This is a genomic window from Thermanaeromonas sp. C210, assembly GCF_013167955.1.
In the GTDB taxonomy this organism is placed as follows: Bacteria; Bacillota; DSM-521; order Neomoorellales; family Neomoorellaceae; genus UBA12545.
On record NZ_BLWF01000002.1, the window covers coordinates 36,891 to 58,788 of the forward strand.

Here is a 21,898-nt window from a genome sequence, read left to right on the forward strand (position 1 = left end):
ACATTGATTCCTGGCGAAATTTACCGTATGCTGGCAAACCTGCCCGTCATAGCCGCTCTGGCTTATGTAGCCGGCTTACTGCTGGTACCGGTGCTCCCCTTGGAGCCGTGGTGGGCCCTGGCCTTAACCCTTATCTCCTGGACCATGGCTTATCTTTTCCACCCTCCTGCCCCAGGGGTCGGAGGGCGGGCCTTCTGGCTGGCGGGCTTCTTTTTTCTGGGGCTTCTGGTCGGTACATGGGATGTCCGCCACCACCAAAGCAGCCTAGCAGAGGACCGCAACACTTTTCTGGACCTCACGGGCATGGTGGTAGAGGACCCCCAGGTTTATCCCGGCCGAACAGTGTATACCGTAGCCGCCCGGGAAATCCGCCAGCACGCCTATCGGAAAAGGGTAAACGAGCGGGTCCAGGTTGTCGTGTACAGTTCGCCGGAGACCTCGGTTGCGCCCCTTTACCGTTACGGTGACGTCCTCCGGATCCACGGCCAGCTGGTAACCCCCCCTCCGGCCCGTAACCCTGGCGAGCTGGATTACCGCGCTTATCTGGCGAGAAATTATATTTATAACCAGATGTTAATCACCCAGCCGGACGCTATGACCAGAATAGGATCAGAGCACGGGAATCCGCTGATTCACCTCGCCTTGGCCGCTAAAGGGAAGGCCCGGCAGGTAGTCCTTTCCACCCTGCCACCCCGCGAGGCCGGCCTCCTGCAGGCCCTCCTCTTCGGCGACAAGGAGTACTTGGAAGAAAATGATGCCGATACGTTTCAACACCTGGGGGTGTTTCACCTTTTTGCCGTAAGCGGCCTGCATGTGGGCTTCGTCCTCTTTTTCCTCATGGGCCTGGGCGGTATCCTAGGTCTTCCCTTGCCCGCGGCAGTGGCCGTCGGTATCGCCGGCCTTATTTTTTATGCCGCAGTAGTGGGCTTTACCCCCTCCGTTACCAGAGCCGCCATCATGGGGGGCATCGGGCTTCTGGCCTACTGGAAGCGGGAGCGGGCCTCCTTTTATACGTCCCTGGCCCTGGCCGCCCTGATCATCCTCCTGTTCCGGCCCCGTTCCCTCTACGATCCAGGCTTTCAGCTCTCCTTTCTGGCCACCTGGGGCATCGTTTACTTGTATCCCCTCCTCGACGGCCTTCTCTCCCGCGTACCCGGGCGGCAGTATCTAGTAGTTCCCCTGGCGGCCCAGGTGGCCGTCTCGCCTTTAATAGCCTATTATTTTAATATCTTTCCCCTTTTGAGTCTGCCCGCCAACCTCGTGGCTCTGCTGCCGGTTGGGCTCATTGTCATCCTCGGCCTGGCCGCCTTTCTGCTGGCCCAGGTCTTCCCTCCGGTCGCCGCCGCTCTGGCTGCAGGATTGGAGCCCCTGTTGCAAATACTTTTATGGTCCTTATCCTTGTTGGGCAGTATACCCGGTGTTTCCATAACCGTGACCACTCCTTCGTGGAGTTTAATAGGAGCATACTATGCGGGCTTGATACTCCTGCGGGAAATATACTTGAGGTGGAACCACCCCCGCCGTATCTGGTGGCGGTCGCGGTACCTGACAGGCTGGGTTCGCGGGCCTCTGTTCTTGCTCGTGGCGGCCTCTGCCCTTGGCTTAATATTCCTCCTCAGTTCTCCTCCTCCCCGGGACCTCCGGGTAACCTTTCTGGATGTGGGTCAGGGAGATGCCGTGTTTATCTCGACACCTCAGGGTAAACATGTGCTTATAGACGGCGGAGGAAGGCCGGACGAAAATATGGGGGAGGAAATTGGGCGTAAAGTAGTAGTGCCTTTCCTTCGCCGCCAGGGGATCAAGGCCCTGGACGTGGTGATCAGCACCCATCCCGACGCCGACCATCTAGGGGGGCTCCTGGCCGTGGTAGAAGAAATTCCCGTTTCTCTAGTCGTACTTCCTCCCTTAACGGGCGCCTTCCAGGAGGAATACGAGCCCCTGCTAGACCGCTTAAGGGTCAAGGAAATACCCTGGGCTGAGGCCAGCCGGGGGGATACCCTGCGGTTAGATCCTTCCGTCCGCTTCCGGTTTCTTCACCCCACGTCGGCCGGGTCCTATATCGCCTCCGACGGCAATAACCGTTCCCTGGTAACCTACCTGCAGTACGGTGACTCGAGCTTCCTGTTCGCCGGAGATATCGAGGCCAACGCCATGGCCGACCTGGTGGACTCCGGTTTTGTCCCGGCCAGCACAGTTTTCCAGGTCCCCCATCACGGCAGCCGGTACGGGTTGCATGGAGAATTCTTGGAGCAAGTAAATCCTAAAGTGGCCGTTATTTCAGTAGGAGCCGGGAACAACTTCGGGCACCCGGCGCGGGAGGTCCTGGATTACTGGCAGGAAAAGGGAGTGCCTGTACTCCGCACTGACCTGCAGGGAGCCATCACCTGCCTCAGCAACGGTAAACGTATCGAGGTGGAAAGCATGATGGGCGGGAAGGAGCTGGTGGTGCACCCTTAATTTTAGGGGCTGAGGGGCGTACGGATAAACTGCTCTGCCCGATACCCCAGGCCGGCGGAAATCTCCGCCGCCGTCCGCGTTACCAGTTCTATGGCTAATTTAAGCCTTTCTCCTTCGAGCCGGGCAACCGGTCCCGAAATACTGATGGCAGCGCAAGCCTTTCCACTGTGGTCGTGAATGGGGGCGGCCACACAGCGCAGACTATCCATAATTTCCTCATTATCTATCGCATACCCCTGGGCGCGCACCCTGGCCAGCTCGGCCTCCAAAGCTCTGGGATCGGTAATGGTGTTCTTGGTAAAGCGGGGCAACCCCTTAGTAGCAATAATACGCCTCACTTCGCTTGGCGGTAGGGCGGCTAGAAGCACTTTGCCCACGCCGGTACAGTGGGCCGGCAACCGCATGCCCACCTGGGATACGATTCGCAAAGACTGGTGGCTTTCCCGCTTATCGATATACAGAACCTCGCCTTTGTCCAGGACCACCAGATGGACGGTCTCCCCTAACTCATCTACCAACTTTTGGATATAGGGGGCTGCAACGGTTCGCACATCCCAGCCGTGGGCCACAATATTCCCCAGTTCAAAGAGCCTTAAGCCCAGTTTGTATTTCCCAGTAAAGATCGATTGTTCCACGTAACCAAAATCCCGCAAAGTGGAAAGCAGTCCATGGACAGTACTCTTCGCCAGCCCTAGCTTACCGGCAATTTCGTGCAGAGCCAATTCCCCTCGCGCTTCGGCCAGGACATCAATGATTTTCAGCGCCTTAGCTACCGACCTTATTTGGGAAGTATTCTCCATGGTTAAGAACCCCCTTACACCGCTAACCGGGTGTACGCTATAACCGTATGGTATTCGGCTATATAGATATTAATTCGCTTTATCTATTTAATTTCCTCTCTCTAAAAATAAAAAGGGGATGGGTCAAAATACCATCCCCCGCTTCGTTTTACCATAAGCTCGACCAGGGCTCAGGAACCTCTTTGGGCTTTACACTTTAATCAATTCCTTGGGATAAGATTTCGACGGTGAGAAGTTCGAAAGGTTCCTAGAAAAGTACCCCTTACCAAGTCCCAGGATATATGTGAATATCATGGAGATTCGGTTGCCGTCCGCATACATTACGTGAAGGATTCCTTGAGGAGCCGTGTGCGTTAATTGGTAAGCGTCAAATACAACCCACCTTGGCACAGTGCTCGAGTTTAAGGGATAATCTTCCTCAGAAAACGAACTGAGGAGGATTTCCCCTTATGACCAGAGCCGAATTACAAAAACTATGGGAAGCTCGCATAGCCGAATACAGAGAAAGCGGGCAAAGCGTTAAAGAATGGTGCGCCTTCCATGAGGGCATTAGCCCCACGCAGTTATGGTACTGGCTGCGGAAGTTTAAGAACCAGACCCCGTCTCCTCCGGAGATTTCCAACCGGTGGCTGCCGGTAGAAATAAGCGAGGAAGGTTCCCCAGAACAGGCCCTACTGGTCAAAATAGGACCGGCCAGCATTGAGATAAGACCCGGCTTTGACCCGGATTTGCTCACCAAGGTAGTTCAGGTGCTGGTAAGCTTATGCTAAACGAAGTGGCCATCGACCGGGTTTATCTCGCCTGCGGCGCCACCGACCTGCGCAAGTCCATCGACGGCCTGGCAGTGCTGGTCAAGGAGGGTTTCGAGCTGGACCCCTTCTCTTCCTGCCTCTTTGTCTTTTGCAACCGTAAAAGGGACAAACTGAAGATCCTCCACTGGGAGCACAACGGGTTTTGGCTTTATTACCGCCGGCTGGAGAAGGGCAAATTCATATGGCCTCAAGACACTACTTCTTCTTCCACCATCACCATAAGCCGCCGGGAACTGCGCTGGTTGCTTGACGGCCTCCCCCTAAACCAGCCTAAAGCCCATCCTGAGGTAAAAGCGCGCGCCATCTTGTAATATAAAGCATCAGGAAGAAATATTTTCACCTTATGGTTTATTTTAGAGGAATTTGGGCTGATTCATCAAATTATTAAAGCATGGACACTGCTAAGTATATATGACCCTCCCCCGATTTGTAGGACACAGAGTTAAGAGTATATAATTAGAGCAAGGAGGCGCTGTGTCCATGGGAGAGTCCAGACGAAAATATGATGAAGAGTTCAAGCGCAATGCCGTCGAGCTATGCCGCACCAGCGGCAAAACTACCAGTCAGATTGCCCGCGACCTGGGGATTAACAGCAGCATGCTCAGCAGGTGGCAAAGGGAACAGGTAAAATACGGAGAACGAGCCTTTCCCGGTATAGGAAAACAGATGCGCGGCACCGATTTGGAAGAGGAAAACCGCCGCCTGAAAAAAGAGCTGGCAATCGCCCAGGAGGAACGGGACATCTTAAAAAAAGCTGTGGCCATCTTCTCCAAAACACCGAGATGAAATATCGGTTTATCCGGGAGCACACGGGAACTTTCCGTGTCGAGACGATGTGCCGAGTTTTAAAGGTGTCCCGGACAGGATATTACCGCTGGCTAAAAAGGCCCGTAAGCCAACGCAGGATACAAGATGAAATTATCAAGGAACAAATCGTGAATATCTACAACAAGAGCCGGAAAACGTATGGTAGTCCCCGCATCCATAAGCAGCTGGGCAGGGAGGGTATCCACTGCGGCAAAAAGAGGGTCGAACGGCTGATGCGAGAAGCGGGGATCCAGGCCATCCAAAAACGCAGATTCAAGGTGACCACCGACTCTAAACACAACCTTCCGGTGGCCGAAAATATCTTAAACAGGGAGTTTACTGCTAATAGCCCCAATAAGAGATGGGTAACGGATATCACGTATATCAACACCGATGAGGGTTGGCTGTACCTGGCGGCGGTTATGGACCTCTATTCTAAAAGGATTATAGGTTATTCGATGCAGAAATATCTGACCCGGGAACTGGTCATCGAGGCGCTGCATATGGCCATCACCAACCGCCGTCCCGGTCGGGGATTGGTCATCCATTCCGACCGCGGCAGCCAGTATGCGAGCTACGATTATCAGCAACTGCTCCGGCAATATGGTTTTATCTGTTCCATGAGCCGCAAGGGAGATTGTTGGGATAATTCCCCTATGGAAAGCTTCTTCAAAACCTTGAAGACGGAACTCGTATACCATCGCCGTTTTAAAACCCGGGCAGAAGCCAGAGTGGAAATCTTTGAGTACATCGAGGTTTTTTACAATCGTCTCAGATTACATTCAGCCCTTGGGTATGAGACACCGGAAGAATTCGAGAAAAACTATGAGAACCTGATAAAGGTGGCTTAAGTTGGTGTCCAATTAACCGGGGGAAGTCCAATAGCTACCATGACCATAGAAGAACTGCGAGAGCACTGTGCTCAATTGGAACAACAATGTATGCAGCTGGAACGGGAGAATGCCGAACTTACCGCTAAGTTTAAATTAGTTTATGGAGCAGTTCCGTTTAAGCAAGAAAAGGCAATTCGGTTCTTCCAGCGAGCGGACCTGCGCCCTACAAGAGCAGCTTTTGCTTTTTAATGAGGCGGAAGTGGAAGCCCGGCCGGAAGCAGCTGAACCGGATTTGGAGACCATCACCTACCAGCGCCGCAAAGGTCGCAGCCGCCGGGAGATGAACCTGGAAGATTTACCGGTTGAGGTGGTAGAACACCGCCTACCGGAAGAAGAGAGGCTCTGTCCCTGCTGCGGTGGCCCTTTACATGAAATGGGCACCGAGGTACGGCAAGAGCTCAAAATTATCCCGGCCAAGGTGAAAGTGGTTAAGCACGTGCGCTACGTTTATTCCTGCCGCCGCTGCGAGAGGAAAGAGATAACCACCCCGGTTATCACGGCGCCCATGCCTGCTCCTGTACTTCCGGGAAGCCCGGTATCTCCCTCCCTCCTGATATGGAAGGGCCTTGTCAAGCCCCTCTGAAAATTTTTTGCGAAACCTGTTTTAGGACAGAAATATCCCTCCCCTGCTCAAGGCAGCAATTTAAAGTTGGACGTCTACGGGTTTTAACTTCTTCCGCCCGGCTCTGGTAGCCAATTATGGGCGGGGAGCAAGCCTGTCAAGGGCCGCATGGCGGGCCGCAAGGCTTTACCCTTGACAGGCGCAGCGACCCGCCCTATAATCCCCAAAAGCTGCCGGGCGGATTGTGCTTTATTTTTCTTCTTGTTTTCCCACCCCTCGGCCAGGGTGTAGGGGACAATAGGTGGGTTGGGCTCAATCGACGGTTGCTCAGCCTGATATACGTGGATTGGTTACCACAAGACGTTTATGCGTCGGGAGCTGCCCCGGTCTAAAAACGTGCATCAGGTTAAATTTGCCTGGCACATAGGAGGTGCCGGGGATTCTCCTTACCGCTGCCGAACTCCACCTACTGGCTCCTACACCCTACTTGTGATTATTGATATTGGCAATAACTTTATAACTGCCTGGGTCTTAGCTAGTGCAGTGAGGGGGTTAATGCTTTAGGCAATCTTGGCGAGACTTTCTTCCCGCTTTACTTCCTGAGCTATCGCCCACATAAACCCTAGCAACTCCCGCGCTACTGCTACTACTGCTACTTGTTTCATCTTTCCCCTTCCTGTTAAGCGGCGGAACTTTAAATTAAGCCGGTGTTGTGCCTGCCAGGAGATAGCCTTTACCTTCTCCGATTGTCCTTCTTGTCGTTTCTTTAGCCCATAACCTACGGCCGGTATTCTCTGGTAATGCCAGGCGGCTTCGACTACTGCCCTGCGTATGTGGGCGTTGCCTGATTTGGTGATAGCACCTTGACGCCGCTTGCCGCTACTGGAGTATTCACTGGGAACCAGGCCAGCATATGACATGAGTTCCTTGGGTGACTCAAAGCGTGTTAGTTCCCCTACTTCGGCTACCACCGTTGCGGCGGTAATCAGGGCTACGCCTCGTAAGCACTGCAGGGCTTTGATAACTGGCGCCTGGTCACTTTCTTCGGCCAGTACGGCTATCTCTCTTTCCAGACGCTCTGCCATGGCTTCCGCTTCTTCCAGGGCGTGAATATATTCTTTCAGTACTATTGCCTGCCCGGGTTGGTTAAACCGAATACTATTTAGCCACTGGCGATATTTGACAGTCCAGGCTTTTACTCCTGACGGTGGCCTTAAGCCTAACCGTAATAGCAGTTTGCCAATCTGGTTTTTCTTGCGAAGAATATCTTCCTTGGCGTCTTCATAGGCGCGGGTCAGGTCGCGTAAGGCTTCCTCCTTTTCATCCGGTACCCACACCGGCGTTAATTCGCCGCTCCGTAGTAAACGGGCTAGTTTCTTGGCATCCCGCCGGTCGGTTTTTATTCGTTCTCCTGGTCTTTGCGGTATTAAGGAGGGGGCTACTACCAGACAGTCAACTCCCATGGCTTTGAGCTGCCGGTAAATCCTATAACCGCAGGGACCAGCCTCGTAACAGAATAATAGGTTCTCTACCGGTTCTCTTAAGCGCCGCACCAATTTGGCTATCGCTTCGGGTTCATTGGCCATACTACCCAGGTTTTCTGCTTCTTCACGTCCCGCTTTGGCAATGGCTACGGAAAGGCTGTATTTGATACTCTAAAAGTTGACCAGATGATCAGCGAAAAGTTGACCACCCTGGTCACATTCCCTGTTATGCTGAAGGGGACAAACCTTCGGCAACAGGGGGAAAGAGGATGATCGACGTGGTCGATAAGGAGATGATCCGCAGGCTCCATTACGTAGAAGGGAAATCCATTCGGTGGATCTCCAGAGAACTGGGTTTTGCCCGGCAAACCATAAGAAAAGCCCTCGAAGATGCAGAACCACCTATGTATCACCTTAGGTCTCCCAGACCCCGACCTGTGACCGGGCATATCCGGGAGGTCTTGGCCCAGTGGGTGGCTGAAGAACAAAAGAATAAGCGTCACCTCACGGGAGAACGTATATACCAGCGTTTGGTGGAAGAATACGGTTACACCGGAAGCCCTTCTACTATAAGGCGGCTAGTTGGAGAATTGCGTAGAAACGCTAAAGAAACTTTTATCCCTTTAGAGTTCCGCCCCGGCAGTAATGCCCAGTGCGATTGGGGTGAGGATGTGGCCATTTTGGACAGAGAAGAAACCCTGGTCCAGTTCTTCTGTCTACGTCTAGGATTTAGCCGGATGCCCTTTGTTATGGCCTTTCCCACCCAAAGGCAGGAAGCTTTTTTCGAAGGCCATACCCAGGGGTTTATCTTCTTGGGCGGCGTTCCTTTGAGTATCACTTATGACAACTTAAAGACAGCTGTTTTCAAGGTGCTTGCGGGCCGAAACCGCATTGAACAAAACAGCTTTATCGCCTTCCGTAGCCATTACCTTTTTGAAAGCCGGTACTGTAATACCGGAAAGGGGAATGAAAAGGGCGGGGTGGAAAACTTGGTAGGCTTTGTCCACCGCAACTTCTTCACCCCCACTCCGGAAGCTTCGGATTGGGCGGAGCTAAACGAATTGTTTCTTAAGCGCTGTTTAGATTATGCCCGCACTCACAAGGTGCCCGGCTCCAAGATGACGGTGTATGAAGCCTGGCAGGAAGAGAAAAAACATCTCCTTCCTCTACCTCCCCACCCCTTCCCCTGCTACCGTCATATTGAGGCCAAAGCTGCCCAAAACCAACTTGTGCGCTTTGAAAACAATTACTACTCTGTACCTCCCTCCTGTGCAGGTCGCCTGGTGGTGGTCAGGGCTTACGTTCACCGGGTGGAAATCTACGCTGACCACCGGCTGGTGGCCACTCACCGCCGCTCTTATGGCACAGGAGAGGAGATATATGACCTGGACCATTACTTAGAAGCCCTATACCGCAAACCTAGGGCTTTGGAGGATGCTAAGCCCTTTCATCGTGCAGACCTTCCGCCAGTATATCACCGGTACTTGGCGGCCTTAAAAGAACATCATGCCCAACCGGAAAAGGAATTTGTCCAGATCCTCATGTACCACCGGGAAGTGGGATGGGACGCTCTAACTTTAGCTTTAAATAAAGCTTTAGACGAAAGAGTTTACCATGCCCCTGGAGTTAGAAGTATCCTTGAGCAGTTAACCGGTAAATGCCTCATTTCCCAAGGAACCCAAGACCTATCAGCTTACCGGGTGTCTAGGCCGAACTTAAAACAGTTCGACCTCCTGGGAAGCTGTAATAACGGGAGGATAGTCCATTGAGCACAGAACTTCTTCTTAAAGAGTATTTACACAAACTAAAACTTCCAGCGGTGGCCCGGCACTACAAAAGTCTGGCCCGTACAGCCGCAGAAAACAACCGCACTTATGAAGAATACTTATGCGCTCTTTTGGAACAAGAGGTATTGAGCAGGGAAGAAAGCGCCCTTAAGAACCGTATCCGCCGGGCCAACTTCCCCTACTTCAAAACCCTGGAAGAATTCGACTTTACTGCCTTACCAAGCTTGAGTAAACCTAAGGTGTTAACTCTAAGCCGGGGAGAATACATCAAAGCCAAGGAAAATGTCATCTTCCTTGGTAACAGTGGAACCGGCAAAACCCATTTGGCCATTGCCCTGGCTTTATGTGCTTGCCGGCAGGGTTGCCGTGTACGCTTTTATACTGCCCCCGGCCTGGTTACAGAACTCTTAGCAGCTGCCCGGGAACATAAATTACTTTCCTTGGAAAAGCAGTGGCTAAAGCAAGACCTGGTAGTGGTAGACGAGCTGGGCTATGTACCCTATACCACTGAAGGAGCCCAGCTCCTCTTCCGCTTTTTGGCTGGCCGGTATGAAAGGGGGAGTGTGCTCATTACTTCCAATCTCGAATTCAGCGAATGGGTACAAGTATTTGGAGATGAAAGGATGACTGCTGCCCTCCTGGACAGGCTCACCCATCATGCCCATATCCTGGTCATGAACGGGGAAAGCTATCGCTTCCGTCAGAGTTTAAGGCGACGCCAAGAGGAAGGATTGGTTAGTTCTGCCTCTGCATAGTAGCTGAAAGTATTTCACGTAAGCTAAACGGCGTCCCGAGCCAGCCCGGCCAACCTTGGTTAACATTATGCGAGCAACAAATATTAATTAAGCAAAACCAGGAGGTGGTTGCTATTCTAAAATAAGTAAACATAGTCCTAGCGAAACCAAACTATACAGGTGGTCAACTTTCAAGAGATCAAGTGGTCAATTTTTCGATTGACAAATACAAATGCTATCCTTGTGAACATCCAGCCCTACATATGTGGTATAATTCATCTTGCCAGCCTCCTTAGCTTGTAGCTCTGTATTGGTACCTATTGTACCAATATAACCTACGTATCGCTACTGTGGGGCTGGCCCTTCCATTATGTCTAAGCTACATTATGACCCAGAAATACGGGGAGGGGCTACCCCTCTACCGCCAGGAGCAGCAGTTTAAAAGTTGGGGGATAGACCTTTCCCGGCAGACCATGGCCAACTGGGTGCTCCATGGAGCTAACACCTACTTAACCCTTATTTATGACCGTCTCCATGAACACCTTCTTAAAAGAGACCTCCTCCATGCCGACGAGACTACCCTGCAGGTACTTCATGAACCGGGAAGGGAGCCTACCACCAAATCATTCCTTTGGCTTTACCGTACGGGGCGGGACAGTCCCCCCATAATTCTTTACGACTACCAGACCACCCGGGCCGGCAAACACCCCCGCCGGTTCCTGGCAGGCTTTAAGGGCTATCTGCATGTTGACGGCTATGCCGGCTACCATGAGCTTTCGGATGTTACCCTGGTGGGCTGCTGGGCCCATGCCCGGCGCAAGTTCGACGAAGCCTTAAAAGCCCTGCCGGAGGAAAAACGCCATGCAGCAGTGGCTGCCCGGGAGGGGCTGGAGTTCTGCAACAGGCTTTTTGCCATAGAGCGCGAGCTTAAAGACGTTACACCAGAAGAACGGTATCAAATCCGCCAGGTGCGCAGCCAGCCCGTGCTGGACGAGTTTTTAGCATGGCTTAAGAAGCAGAAAGCGCAGGTGCTGCCCAAAAGTGCCTTTGGGCAGGCGGTTTACTATTGCCTTAGCCAATGGGATAAACTTGTCGCCTTTTTACAAGACGGGCGTTTGGAAATTGATAACAACCGCAGCGAGCGTTCTATAAAACCCTTTGTTATTGGCCGTAAGAACTGGTTATTTGCCAACACCCCGCGGGGTGCTAAAGCGAGTGCTATTGTCTACAGTATCATAGAAACAGCCAAGGAGAATAGATTAAATCCCTTCCACTACCTTACTTACCTCTTCGAAAGGCTGCCCAACCTGGACCCGCAGGATAAAGAGGAATTAGATCAACTCCTGCCGTGGTCGGATACTCTGCCCCCCATTTGCCGGATGAATAATTAATTAAACTTGTTTTAGCCCCTACCTTAGATGATTCGGTAGGGGTTCTTTGCTTACTACCACAACCCAACAAGGTGGGTAGTATTTGACGCTTACGTTAATTGCGCAAGCACGGTTCTGTGAGGGAGGTATGCCGTGAGGCATACCTCTACTCGAGCATTATATTTTACCGGACATTATTTCCATTGTTTCCATTGACGTTTGACACAAGGTGGATATTTGGATATTATACATTCAAAGTTTTAAGGCCAAGTTGCTACCGAAACTATTATGCTTCCTACCTTACTTGATGCCGGAAATTTAAAACTGTTGGCATGATAAAACCGCAACCCTGACGAATTAATCTACTAGGGTGGGATACAAGCAAAGGTGGGTGCAGGCAGGGCGGCTGTGTATCCCCATGGGCTTAGAGCCCGACAAACTGTTTGGCCGCCCCTCGACCCGCCCAAGTGGGCTAAAAAGCCCGAATAGGTGAGTGTCGCGCTTACCTTTGCCTGCCCCAAAAAGAAACGGAGGTGCGTCAGGATTGCGGTATTTTGGCCTTGATGTCCACAAGTCCTACTGCGAGGGAGCAGAGCTTCTGCCGGATAACTCCATCAGGCGGTTCCGCTTCCCCAACGAGAAGAAGGAGTGGAAGCGGTTCGCCAAAGAACTCGACCGTAACTGCAAGGTGGCGCTTGAAGCCACCGACAATGCCTCCATGATTAGAGGCGGAAATCGCGGCCATTGAGAAAGAGTTGAACCTAAGGGCTATTGCCCTGCCCGGGGTGGAGATCCTTCTGGGCATACCCGGGATAGACGTCCTGGCCGCCCTGACCATCCTAGCCGAGATTGGCGATATCAAGCGCTTTGCCTCGGCGAAAAAGCTGGCCAGTTTTTCCGGCCTGGTTCCTTCGGTGCACCAGTCGGGCAAGACCAGGTACACCGGACACATCACCAAGGCGGGCCGGAGCATGCTGCGCTGGGTCCTCATTCAGGTTGCCCAGACGGCGGTGAGACAGCCCGGCGCTCTGCGGGACTTCTACTTAACGCTCAAAAAGCGCAAAGGCCATAAGATTGCCATTGTAGCAGCGGCAAGGAAGCTACTCACCATCATCTGGGCGATGCTGACGAAGAACACGGAGTATCGCTACCTCAAAGAGGAGTTGCGGCAAAAGAAAATACGCCGCATGCACAAAAGGGCGCTGCCGTACAAAGTTGACAATGATTTGCCGCAAAAAATTACGTCTCTCGTAGGAGAAGAGCAAACGATGACAGAAATAACCCCTCCTGCAGCCTAAATCATCTAAAATCAGGGTTGCGGTTTTTCATAGGTGCGGATACGCCAGTTTCACTGTCCCTTGACATTCGCCCGAGGCGGTAAAGTCGGGCTCATTAATTTGGGGGTTATCACGGATTTAGGGCTAACTTTACCACTTGCCGATCATAATAAGGAAGGCCGGGAATAAGAGAGTAACTATCCCTTCTATTGCCAGTAGCCATCCGATAAATCTTCCCCAGGCTAGTTTCAAAGCCATAGAAGCAAAAGCCGCTAAGAATAATACCGCCCAGGAGAAAGCGAAAAGACCAAATCGCAAATCACCGGCATTGAAATAAAAGTAAGAGGTAAGCGCAACATAAAGTCCGGCCCCCAAGCAATAGTACCCAAGACCAGTCAGATCATAATCGCCAAATAGATCCCAAGCGAAAATTAAGTAAAACATCGAAAAGGCCATGGTAAGTCCTGCAACTATTAACGTTCCCTCGTCTTTCGCTGTACCAGACGACCATAGACCCAAAACCGCCATTAGCGCCCCTACGATGGCATTGGCAGTAGCCGCCCCTTTGGAGTTAACTTTTCCTAGCATAAAGGCAGCATCTACTAGGAAAATAAAAGCGGCAATTAACAGGATAATAGCAACCATAAAAATCCTCCTTTTCATTTATTTAGAGGGTACAGACAAAGCTTTTTTGCCTGTACCCCCTTCGAAACTGTACTAAGAACCAGTGAGTCTCCCCCACGTTGGAGCGTCCAAAGGTAACTCTGGCACCAGCGGCCGTGTTTGGCCAACGTGACCATGTACAGTAAAGCCTAAACTGCGAATTTAAGCATTAAGAGGCATAATAGCTTCGCTCTTGCCGCGTTCAGGTTTAGAAGCTTTTGTTAAGCCAGACTAACTCTGCTTCAATCTACTGACAGCTTGATGATAAAGTGAATCTCCTTCGGTTAAGGCTTGAATAATTTGTTCTGCCGTCATCACTCTCGCAAAAGCTCTTCTTAAAGTTCTTAAGGTTGCCTCATGGGCTAAAGCGTTATCAGTAGCGTTGATATCACTACCAAAGACTACATGGTAACCGCGCGAGTATGCGTCCCTAGCAGTAGTTTCGCAACAAACGTTTGTCAGCGTACCGCACACGATCACTGTCTTTACGCCTAAGTGTCTAAGAACCATATCTAGTTCAGTACCAGCGAATGAGGAATACGAATGTTTTGAGCGTATTACTCTTTCACCCTCTTTTGGATATATTTCGTGGTAAATATCGGCGCCAGGGGTCCCTTCTTTAACAGCTCCAGCCTTGATAGGAGGCCAATATTCATACATGTCATGAACACAATCAGGGGCAACGTTGATAGCCATGTATATTACCGGAACCCCCAATGTGCGACAAGTTTCAATAACTTTTTTAACGCGCGGTATTTGCCGATAGGCTTCAGGAATGCATAAAGGGCTATTAGGATTTACAAAATCCTCCTGTAAATCTACAACAAGAAGAGCGCATTCCTCTTTCTTTATTTCAAACACCCAGTGCTTGTCTATAAGATATTCTTTTTCCGCGAACATAATAAATTCCTTTTCTCCAGCATATAGTCCTTCAGATTTGAATTCTTCTGGCTTAAGTAGTTCATCCTCTTTCCGGCCATAGATTTCTAAATACCTTTTTACCAAGTCCATAACGAATACCTCCTCTGGTCTTTGATGTTTAGTGAAGTGCTTGGAAACCAATTTCTTAGCATTTTTGCATTGGAATGTATGATTTTCTTACATTACATTAAACCTGAACTCAGCAAGTAAATAGAGCCATTATACCTCTGAGAAATCTTGGGGGAGAATCGCGGTAAGACTGATGACGGGACAGTTCATCACCTCCTCCACTTCCTCAGTGCTAGGTTAGCTTGCTCACTGGACCTAATGGCAACTACTTATGCACGGCTCGCACCCCCCTTAGAGGTTCTCCCTTCAATAAGGAGCTACCCACCAATTCATATAGTCAGTGATTGTTTCAATAACTGGTTTACTTCCTTTCCCTTCTATTGCGTACTGTTAGTCTCACCTGGGGAAAGGCTCAGAAAGGAGCTCTGGACCCTGTTTCTCTCTCGACACCCCTCTGCCGCAACCACTTCGGCAACAACTCCCTCTCTACGCGTTCGCTAACCTCCGGCGCCTTCTTCAGCAGGAATTCGGCTAAAGGCTCACTTAAGTTTATCCCGCCTATAGCGCCATCAAAGATCAAAACCTTTCGGGTACCGGTCACTTTGTAAGCAAATTCCATGGCCGCCTCCGTAGTTTCTGCCACCACAGCATGCTTCATATAGTTGAGATTCTGCGGGTCACGGTTAAAAAGCTCCGCCTGCTCCTGCCCCACTACCACTGTAGGAATGTGCTCGCTAAAGAAGGCGCTGGGATATCCCGTCCAGGCGTAATTGTGCACGCACATCTTGATGGCCGGATTGAGAGGAGGGATCTCCTTGAGTAGCGGCCTGCCCTGCTTCCCGTAGAAAGCCTCAGTGTACCAGGTATATCCTGGCAGCGGATTCTCTAAGTCATAGAGGTCGGTATTGGCCCCAGCAAAGTTAGCATAAATTACACCAGCGGAAAATACGTATACCACCGGACAAGGAAAGTCGAGAGCAGCTATGCATTCGTCTATCTCACCGAATAGGGTCATCATCTTACCGTAATAGCGGCACCCCAAATAGGTTACCCGGTCGTTTAACGCATACAGGTCATTATCGGCATCCACTCCCATGATGCCATTAGGAGCCACTGTGAGGAAAGAGGCAAAGGCAAATTTGCTCTGGACAAAAGGAGAATCGAAGATAGCTCTGGCCGTAAAGTTAGCCGCCCGGGGACCCAGGTTCTGGTGGTAAGTGGAGCGGGTCTCGATACGGGCATAAGACATACCGAAAGGCTTTACCGCCCGGTCTACCTGGCGGTGAAAATGAACTTCGCGTACATCGGAGTTATGGGCGTGGACAATCCAGTCGGCATCGTATACCTTCTTTATGCCGTATAAAGTGCCGATTTCCGTCTCTATAGGTATACCTTCATCAATAGGGGCCACTCCGATGGCCTTGCCCTTAAAGTGCTTATCCAGGCCGTAGCGCTTGATATATTCTTCTGTCTCGCGGAAACGCAAGCCCACGCCGGCCCGCAGGCGTATGTTTGTACAACCCGTGCGGGCCTGGATAACATCCTTCAAGGTCTTAAGCATCTCGGCATAGGGTTCGCCCCCCAGCAAAGTAAAACCGTGGTGGGAGGCCAGGATGTTTACCGAGTGCTCCGGCTTTATCATGCTCATATCGACCTTTTGGAGGGCTTCCTCGGTGGCTCTGCGTACTGCCGCGATTCCCTGGTCGCCCGGATAAATAACCTCAGGCAAGTCCGGGAATAGCTCCTTAAGAAGTACCGACGTCATATTCGGAAGCTCACATACTCTCTTCCGTACTAGCGAAGGATCAATACCGTACTGCGATTTGCGGGGAGGTATTGGGGGTATTGGTGGACGCATTACGATTCCCTCCTACCTTGTAGGGGTGCCGCAATTACCCGCTCGAAGAGCTTAATGTCCTCGTCAAAGTAGAAACCGCGCCCCGTATATTTCTTTTTCACTTCTTCCGGTATTTCCCACACGGTGGGAGTACGTCCATACCATTGCCAGCCACCTTTCGGCGGCGAAGGCTCTATGCCCGCGGCCTCCAAGAGGCGCAAGATAGGCTGGATGCATTCCACCTTGCACCCGGTGCGGGCCCCGGTCTGGAAAGACACATCCTCGGGGGAACGCGCTCCCTGCAAAATAGCAGCCGCCACTTCCTCGGCCCTGGTAGCCGTGCAATAGCAAATGATTTGCTCGGGGTGAAGTTTGGCCTTGCGGCATAGTTCTTCTATCTTGGCGTAATCCACGCCGGCTACGTCCACCTGGACCACAATAGGCTGTTCGCGCTTTGCCATGGTGATGGCGTACTCCGGGCACCGTTGCTCGCAAGCCGCACAACCCCGGCACCGGTCGGCATCCACCACCGCCTTACGGTCCACTACCGAGATGGCCAGCACCGGGCAAACCCTCTCGCAGGTCTTACAGCCCCGGCACTTTTCCTGGTCGACAACCGCCAGTAAGTTAACGACCTTCAATTTTAACCCCCTCCCCTCTGTTGTGCCAGCTGATAGGCCACATCAATGATCATATCCTCTTGCCCTCCGACCATCCTCCTCCTTCCTAGTTCCACCAAAATATCTCTGGGATCCAGGCCGAATTTTTCGGCCGCCCGGTAGGTGTGAAGTAAAAAACTGGAATAAACTCCGGCATAGCCTTGCATAAGGGGTGCATTGCGCACTACCTGGGGCCGGTGCATGATGGGCTCTACAATATCTTCGGCCACATCCATTATTTTGTAGAAATCCACGCCGGTCCGGTAACCGGCTCGGTCCAACACCCCCACCAAAGCCTCTGTTTGAGCATTGCCCGCTCCGGCACCTAAGCCCCGGCAGGCGCCATCCAGGAAAGTGGTGCCGGCCTCCAGAGCCGCCAGGCAATTGGCCGTCGCCAGGGTCAAATTGTTATGGGCGTGGAAGCCTACCGGCACTTTGACCTTTTCCACTACCGCTTCCACCCGGGCCTTCACATCCTCGGGTAACATAGCTCCAGCGGAATCCGCTACATAAACGTAATCTGCACCATAGGATTCAAATAGCGCAGCCTGTTCCGCCACCTTCTCCGGAGGTGCCATATGGGACATCATGAGGAACCCAAAAGCTTCCAACCCCATCTTTTTAGCCAGACCAATGTGTTGTTCACCAATATCCGCTTCGGTGACATGGGTAGCCACCCTGACTGCCTTGGCGCCGCAATCGATGGCCAGTTTCAGGTCTTCCTGCGTGCCTATTCCCGGAAGCAGTAATACAGTCAGTTTCCCCTTACGAATAACTTCCGCCGCCGCTAGGAGCATTTCCTCGTCACTCAAAGCCGCCCATCCGTAGTTATGGGAGGAACCTGCCAGACCATCTCCGTGGGAAACCTCAATGTATTCGACTCCCGCCTCATCCAGCCCGCCCGCAATGGCCGTAATCTGTTCCCTGGTGAACTGGTGGGCCACGGCGTGGCTGCCGTCCCGCAAGGTGGTATCTACTATATGCACAAATTTACCTTTGTTCATGCTACCGCTTCCTTTCCCAGCATCCTCGCCGCCAGCCTTTCAGCCACGGCCACAGCCGCTGCGGTTATAATGTCCAAATTACCGGAATACTTGGGTAGGAAATCCCCCGCCCCTTCCACTTCGATAATAGTAGTCACTTTATTGCCGTCCAGGATAGGCGGCACCCGCAACCGGTAACCCGGTACGTAGCTCTGGACTTCCTTGACCATTTCAGCTACGGCCTCACGTATGGCCTTCTCGTCCGGATTTTCTACTTCCACATATATTGTGTTGGTCATGATTATGGGCGGCTCGGCCGGATTCAGGATAATAATGGCCTTACCCTTCTCGGCCCCTCCTACGGCACACAGGGCTTTCGCTGTGGTCTGGGTAAATTCGTCGATATTCTGCCGCGTCCCCGGACCGGCGCTTTTGCTGGCAATGGCCGCCACTATCTCCGCATACCGGGCTCCGGCCGCCTGGTTTATGGCGTAAACTATGGGCACGGTAGCCTGGCCCCCACAGGTCACCATGTTCAGGTTGGGAGCCTCATACAAATCTTTCAGATTGACCGGTGGTACCACATAGGGCCCTATGGCCGCCGGTGTAAGGTCGATGGCGATCTTGCCCGCAGCCTCCAGCTGGGGGGCATGCTGGAGGTGATGTTTGGCCCCGGTGGCGTCAAAAACGATTTTTATGTTGGGGTCCTCCAGTACGGGTCCTATGCCTTGGGTTGTGGTGCGGATGCCCAGGGAGCGGGCCCTTTTGATGCCCTCGGATTCCACAATTCCCGCCATCATTTCCATCTGAAGGTAGCGGCTGCGTAAGATTTTATACATCAAATCGGAACCGATATTACCCGGGCCGATCACGGCGACTTTAATTTTATCCACTTATTAATTAGCCTCCTTTATGACAGCGCTCTAGCTCCAGTTTTACCCCGCTCGCAGGTTAAACGAACCGCAGATTAATGGTGCCCAGGCTGTGGAAAGATACAGTAAAAACATCCCCTGTCACCGCCTCTACAGCCGCGGTGATAGCCCCGGAAAGTATGATCTCGCCCGCCTCCAGAGCAATGTCAAAAGCAGCCAGCTTGTTGGCCAGCCAGGCCACGGCTGCCGCCGGGTGGCCCCACACCGCCGCACCGGCTCCCGTATTGACCACCTCGCCGTTTTTCTCCACTACCATACCTAGCAGGCGAAGGTCCAGGTCTTTAATAGGTACCATCCTGCTGCCCAAGACAAAGCGGGCGCTGGAGGCATTGTCGGCTATGGTATCCGCCAGCTTTATTTTCCAGTCCCGTATGCGGCTGTCCACTATTTCTATGGCCGGCATAATGCCTTCCGTGGCCCGGAAAACGTCGGCGATGGTCACCCCCGGACCTTTTAAAGTGTCCCTCAGAATAAAGGCCAGCTCGCCTTCCACGCGCGGCCAGAGTAACTCCTCTCTCCGGCAGGGTTCACCTTCCAGGAGCAACATGTGGTCCAGCAAGTGGCCATAATCCGGCTCCTTTACTCCCAGAAGGTCTTGCATGGCTTTACTGGTAAGGCCAATCTTTTTGCCTATTATCCGCCGTCGCTGTTTCAGTTTCATCTCCACTCCGGCCAGCTGGATCCGGTAGGCATCCTCTACGGTTAAGTCAGGATAAGTAGAGGTAAGAGGTTCAATGGCCTTCCGGGTTGCCTCTGCCTCCAAAAGTTTAGCGGCTATGGCCTGGAAATTCATGGTGTTCGCTACCTCCTTTTCCCATACGTTCTTGCCAGTGCTGGCGCAAGACTCCCGCGATTCTCTCGGCCAAACCGGCATCATCTAGTCCAAAGGCCAGGCCCTCCAGCAAGGCCTGGCAGGCCAGCCGCACTTCCTCATGGGGTCCCGGCAGGGCTACCAGCCGCGCCACACCCACCCGGCCCACGGCTATGCGTACCCCTTCTTTGTGGTGGCGGTTATTATCGGGGGTAAATTTTAATATCCAGGGAGTGTGGGCCTGGGGATCCAGCCGCAAGATAGCCTCTATGTTGCAGTCCTTATCCTCCGCCCCCACACCGCCAGTAGTTACAATAAGGCCATACCCCCGCTCCAGGGCTCCCTCCAGCCGATTGGCTACCGCTATTACATCGTCCTCTAAAATCCCTCCAAATTCGGCTTGAAAGCCAGCCCCGGTCAGAGCCTCTATGAGATAGGGCGAATTGGTATCGCGAATTTTCCCTGCCAGCACTTCACTGCCTGAAGCGAAGATCAGGGCTCTGCGCGCTACAGCTTGGCTAATTTCCGAGGCCAGCCGGGCTGAAGCTGAAAGTATCTCCCGGGCCTCACCCGGTTCCAGGGCGATCAGCCCCAATACTCCTTCTGAGTGAACTCCGGCCTCGGGTCCCAGGATTACACCCGGAACCTCCTTAAGCCGCTTCAAAATCTCCTTTTCCTTACCGGCTACAGCCTCCGCCTGTACCCGGCGCCGCAAGATATCAAAGGCTACCAGGCCCGGCCGCACGTCCACTACCATAACTTCGTGAACCTTAAGATGTAGGGCCTCAGCGGCGGCAGCCGCCACCTGCCCCAGGTCGGCTCCGCGAAGGTCTACATCTTGAACCCAAAAGGTAGTTTTCTCTAGCAAATCCCATTCCATCTTTTTCTCCCCAATGATTTGATCATCTTCGAACATCCAAACTAAAGTCTAACAACGGAGCATCGATAATGGCCCGGCCGACATCTACAATGTCGGCCCCGGCAGCAATTACTCTGTCAAGATCCCCCTTTTTTACGCCCCCACCAAAAGCTAGCTTAACTTGGTCCCGGAAATTCTCCTCCAGGGCCGCTTCCCTTACCAGCACCAGGTCCTCTAACTTACCGGTATCCACCATGAGGATACGTGCTCCCTCTCTCGCAGCTTCTCCGGCTTCCTCTGCCAAGGGAGCGCTTTCACCCCGCAGTTGAACTACCACTACTCTCCCCTCTAGCGCCCGGGCCCTGCGTACCGCCGGACCTATACCCCCGAACATGCGGACATAATTTTTATCGAGGTAGACAAAGGGCTCCTCTGTAATCCGGATTCCTGCTCCGCCGGTAGCTACGGCCCGGCGTAAATCCTGCCTTACCTCAGGTGGCACTTTCTTCCAGGCACCACAGACAATGCTCACCCTGCCCTGGGCACGACTCACCATCTGCGCCGCTGCTGTAGCTACACCCGACGCTTTGCCAATCCAGCCAAGGAGTTGCTCTTCCGCCCGAGCTATCTGCCAGGCATCACCCCAGGCTCGGCAGATGCAGGTCCCTCTCTCAAGCTGCATACCCTCCGAAGCTATCCATTCGAGTTTCAGTCCCAGCTCCCGAGCTCCTGCCTGCAGCTTATCTGTACCGGCTAAAATGCCCTCCTGTCTAGCTGTAATTTCTAGAAGAAACAAATCCCCCCCTAGGGGTGTAAATAGAAAATCCCTCACATCCAAAAGCGCTCATCCTCGTTCGATATTATCGTATATTATTCGTTATTTTGCTATAAAGTTAATTCTCTACGCAATTTGGTTTTCCTGCAAGACCAAAAAGAATTTGGTTCGGCATGGTAGAAAGTTATTTGTTGTTATCGTACCACGACAAAGCTTTGCCTTTTTATTTAGATACTAATTAATCGAAGGGATGTTAATGAGTTCAATAATGAGGTTAATTAGTAGTGCCCGGGATAGGGATGAAACTGGGCAACCGGCCACCGGTACTTAGACCTAATGGAGCACAGGGTATGGAGGCAGGAACAAGAACGGACCTAAAGTAGAAAAACCTAGCAAAAACGAAAAA

At 52.3% G+C, this 21,898-nt stretch carries 19 protein-coding genes and 2 pseudogenes; 10 read left to right on the forward strand and 11 right to left on the reverse strand.

What is annotated here, in order from left to right; all coding sequences use genetic code 11:
* The first annotated feature begins 3 nt into the window (after window positions 1-3).
* Window positions 4-2,457: a DNA internalization-related competence protein ComEC/Rec2 gene (locus TAMC210_RS04285; RefSeq protein ID WP_217267262.1), complete on the forward strand. Its 2,454-nt coding sequence runs from the start codon at window positions 4-6 to the stop codon at window positions 2,455-2,457.
* Window positions 2,458-2,459: 2 nt separating this feature from the next.
* Here TAMC210_RS04285 and TAMC210_RS04290 read toward each other — a convergent pair whose 3' ends face one another.
* Window positions 2,460-3,257, reverse strand: a complete 798-nt coding sequence (locus tag TAMC210_RS04290) for an IclR family transcriptional regulator (RefSeq protein WP_173297590.1) — start codon at window positions 3,255-3,257, stop codon at window positions 2,460-2,462.
* A gap of 449 nt (window positions 3,258-3,706) precedes the next feature.
* On the opposite strand from TAMC210_RS04290, the gene tnpA reads away from it, so the two are divergent.
* The 4 genes and pseudogenes from tnpA to TAMC210_RS04310 form a co-directional block, all read left to right on the forward strand.
* Window positions 3,707-4,027 (forward strand): IS66 family insertion sequence element accessory protein TnpA, encoded by a 321-nt coding sequence (gene tnpA / locus TAMC210_RS04295; protein ID WP_173297591.1) that lies wholly within the window; start codon window positions 3,707-3,709, stop codon window positions 4,025-4,027.
* Window positions 4,021-4,380, forward strand: a complete 360-nt coding sequence (gene tnpB / locus TAMC210_RS04300) for an IS66 family insertion sequence element accessory protein TnpB (protein ID WP_173297592.1) — start codon at window positions 4,021-4,023, stop codon at window positions 4,378-4,380. The genes tnpA and tnpB overlap by 7 nt, the downstream gene beginning before the upstream one ends.
* 169 nt (window positions 4,381-4,549) lie before the next feature.
* Window positions 4,550-5,727, forward strand: a protein-coding gene (locus tag TAMC210_RS04305; protein WP_373996437.1) for an IS3 family transposase whose coding sequence is annotated in 2 segments (ribosomal slippage) — window positions 4,550-4,811 and window positions 4,811-5,727 — 1,179 coding nt in all. Because the reading frame shifts where the segments join, the coding sequence is not laid out codon by codon here.
* A 39-nt stretch (window positions 5,728-5,766) separates the two neighbouring features.
* A pseudogene (locus tag TAMC210_RS04310) lies at window positions 5,767-6,328 on the forward strand (IS66 family transposase zinc-finger binding domain-containing protein); the annotation flags it as partial.
* Between the two features lie 563 nt (window positions 6,329-6,891).
* On the opposite strand, the gene TAMC210_RS04315 reads toward TAMC210_RS04310, so the two are convergent.
* Complete coding sequence (locus TAMC210_RS04315; RefSeq protein ID WP_173298130.1) at window positions 6,892-7,983, reverse strand: IS110 family transposase; 1,092 nt, start codon at window positions 7,981-7,983, stop codon at window positions 6,892-6,894.
* A 101-nt stretch (window positions 7,984-8,084) separates the two neighbouring features.
* On the opposite strand from TAMC210_RS04315, the gene istA reads away from it, so the two are divergent.
* The 5 genes and pseudogenes from istA (at window position 8,085) to TAMC210_RS04340 (ending at window position 13,004) form a co-directional block, all read left to right on the forward strand.
* On the forward strand, window positions 8,085-9,584 hold the full coding sequence (gene istA, locus TAMC210_RS04320; protein ID WP_173297594.1) for an IS21 family transposase: 1,500 nt from the start codon (window positions 8,085-8,087) through the stop codon (window positions 9,582-9,584).
* Window positions 9,581-10,357 carry an IS21-like element helper ATPase IstB gene (istB, locus tag TAMC210_RS04325; RefSeq protein WP_173297595.1) on the forward strand — a complete coding sequence of 259 codons (777 nt, stop codon included), beginning with the start codon at window positions 9,581-9,583 and terminating at the stop codon, window positions 10,355-10,357. The genes istA and istB overlap by 4 nt, the downstream gene beginning before the upstream one ends.
* Before the next feature lie 344 nt (window positions 10,358-10,701).
* Window positions 10,702-11,727, forward strand: a pseudogene (gene tnpC / locus TAMC210_RS04330) (IS66 family transposase); the annotation flags it as partial.
* A 523-nt stretch (window positions 11,728-12,250) separates the two neighbouring features.
* Window positions 12,251-12,454 carry a hypothetical protein gene (locus tag TAMC210_RS04335; protein ID WP_173297596.1) on the forward strand — a complete coding sequence of 68 codons (204 nt, stop codon included), beginning with the start codon at window positions 12,251-12,253 and terminating at the stop codon, window positions 12,452-12,454.
* Between the two features lie 7 nt (window positions 12,455-12,461).
* On the forward strand, window positions 12,462-13,004 hold the full coding sequence (locus tag TAMC210_RS04340; RefSeq protein ID WP_173297597.1) for a transposase: 543 nt from the start codon (window positions 12,462-12,464) through the stop codon (window positions 13,002-13,004).
* Window positions 13,005-13,133: 129 nt separating this feature from the next.
* Here TAMC210_RS04340 and TAMC210_RS04345 read toward each other — a convergent pair whose 3' ends face one another.
* The 9 genes from TAMC210_RS04345 to TAMC210_RS04385 all read right to left on the reverse strand — a co-directional run bounded on the left by TAMC210_RS04345 (window position 13,134) and on the right by TAMC210_RS04385 (window position 21,549).
* Window positions 13,134-13,628 (reverse strand): AmiS/UreI family transporter, encoded by a 495-nt coding sequence (locus TAMC210_RS04345; RefSeq protein ID WP_173297598.1) that lies wholly within the window; start codon window positions 13,626-13,628, stop codon window positions 13,134-13,136.
* A gap of 249 nt (window positions 13,629-13,877) precedes the next feature.
* Window positions 13,878-14,657, reverse strand: a complete 780-nt coding sequence (locus TAMC210_RS04350; RefSeq protein WP_173297599.1) for a cysteine hydrolase family protein — start codon at window positions 14,655-14,657, stop codon at window positions 13,878-13,880.
* Between the two features lie 391 nt (window positions 14,658-15,048).
* Entirely contained in the window at window positions 15,049-16,494 is a 1,446-nt protein-coding gene (locus tag TAMC210_RS04355; RefSeq protein WP_173297600.1) for a hypothetical protein, read from the reverse strand.
* On the reverse strand, window positions 16,494-17,114 hold the full coding sequence (locus TAMC210_RS04360) for a 4Fe-4S binding protein (protein WP_173297601.1): 621 nt from the start codon (window positions 17,112-17,114) through the stop codon (window positions 16,494-16,496). Before TAMC210_RS04360 ends, TAMC210_RS04355 begins: the two co-directional genes overlap by 1 nt.
* Before the next feature lie 2 nt (window positions 17,115-17,116).
* The gene (gene dmpG, locus TAMC210_RS04365; protein ID WP_173297602.1) at window positions 17,117-18,136 is read right to left on the reverse strand and encodes a 4-hydroxy-2-oxovalerate aldolase; all 1,020 of its coding nucleotides are present in this window, start codon (window positions 18,134-18,136) and stop codon (window positions 17,117-17,119) included.
* Entirely contained in the window at window positions 18,133-19,008 is an 876-nt protein-coding gene (locus tag TAMC210_RS04370; RefSeq protein WP_173297603.1) for an acetaldehyde dehydrogenase (acetylating), read from the reverse strand. Before TAMC210_RS04370 ends, dmpG begins: the two co-directional genes overlap by 4 nt.
* Before the next feature lie 58 nt (window positions 19,009-19,066).
* Window positions 19,067-19,840, reverse strand: a complete 774-nt coding sequence (locus TAMC210_RS04375) for a 2-keto-4-pentenoate hydratase (protein ID WP_173297604.1) — start codon at window positions 19,838-19,840, stop codon at window positions 19,067-19,069.
* Window positions 19,815-20,738, reverse strand: a complete 924-nt coding sequence (locus TAMC210_RS04380; protein ID WP_173297605.1) for a molybdopterin-binding protein — start codon at window positions 20,736-20,738, stop codon at window positions 19,815-19,817. Before TAMC210_RS04380 ends, TAMC210_RS04375 begins: the two co-directional genes overlap by 26 nt.
* Before the next feature lie 22 nt (window positions 20,739-20,760).
* Window positions 20,761-21,549 carry a nicotinate-nucleotide pyrophosphorylase gene (locus TAMC210_RS04385; protein ID WP_254388555.1) on the reverse strand — a complete coding sequence of 263 codons (789 nt, stop codon included), beginning with the start codon at window positions 21,547-21,549 and terminating at the stop codon, window positions 20,761-20,763.
* Between the last annotated feature and the right edge of the window lie 349 nt (window positions 21,550-21,898).

Coding starts and splice junctions, on each gene's coding strand:
- TAMC210_RS04290 (WP_173297590.1), bottom strand. CDS start 3,257: ATGGAGAATACTTCCCAAATAAGGTCGGTAGCTAAGGCGCTGAAAATC.
- tnpA (WP_173297591.1), top strand. CDS start 3,707: ATGACCAGAGCCGAATTACAAAAACTATGGGAAGCTCGCATAGCCGAA.
- tnpB (WP_173297592.1), top strand. CDS start 4,021: ATGCTAAACGAAGTGGCCATCGACCGGGTTTATCTCGCCTGCGGCGCC.
- istA (WP_173297594.1), top strand. CDS start 8,085: ATGATCGACGTGGTCGATAAGGAGATGATCCGCAGGCTCCATTACGTA.
- TAMC210_RS04345 (WP_173297598.1), bottom strand. CDS start 13,628: ATGGTTGCTATTATCCTGTTAATTGCCGCTTTTATTTTCCTAGTAGAT.
- TAMC210_RS04350 (WP_173297599.1), bottom strand. CDS start 14,657: ATGGACTTGGTAAAAAGGTATTTAGAAATCTATGGCCGGAAAGAGGAT.
- TAMC210_RS04355 (WP_173297600.1), bottom strand. CDS start 16,494: ATGCGTCCACCAATACCCCCAATACCTCCCCGCAAATCGCAGTACGGT.
- dmpG (WP_173297602.1), bottom strand. CDS start 18,136: ATGAACAAAGGTAAATTTGTGCATATAGTAGATACCACCTTGCGGGAC.
- TAMC210_RS04375 (WP_173297604.1), bottom strand. CDS start 19,840: ATGAATTTCCAGGCCATAGCCGCTAAACTTTTGGAGGCAGAGGCAACC.
- TAMC210_RS04380 (WP_173297605.1), bottom strand. CDS start 20,738: ATGGAATGGGATTTGCTAGAGAAAACTACCTTTTGGGTTCAAGATGTA.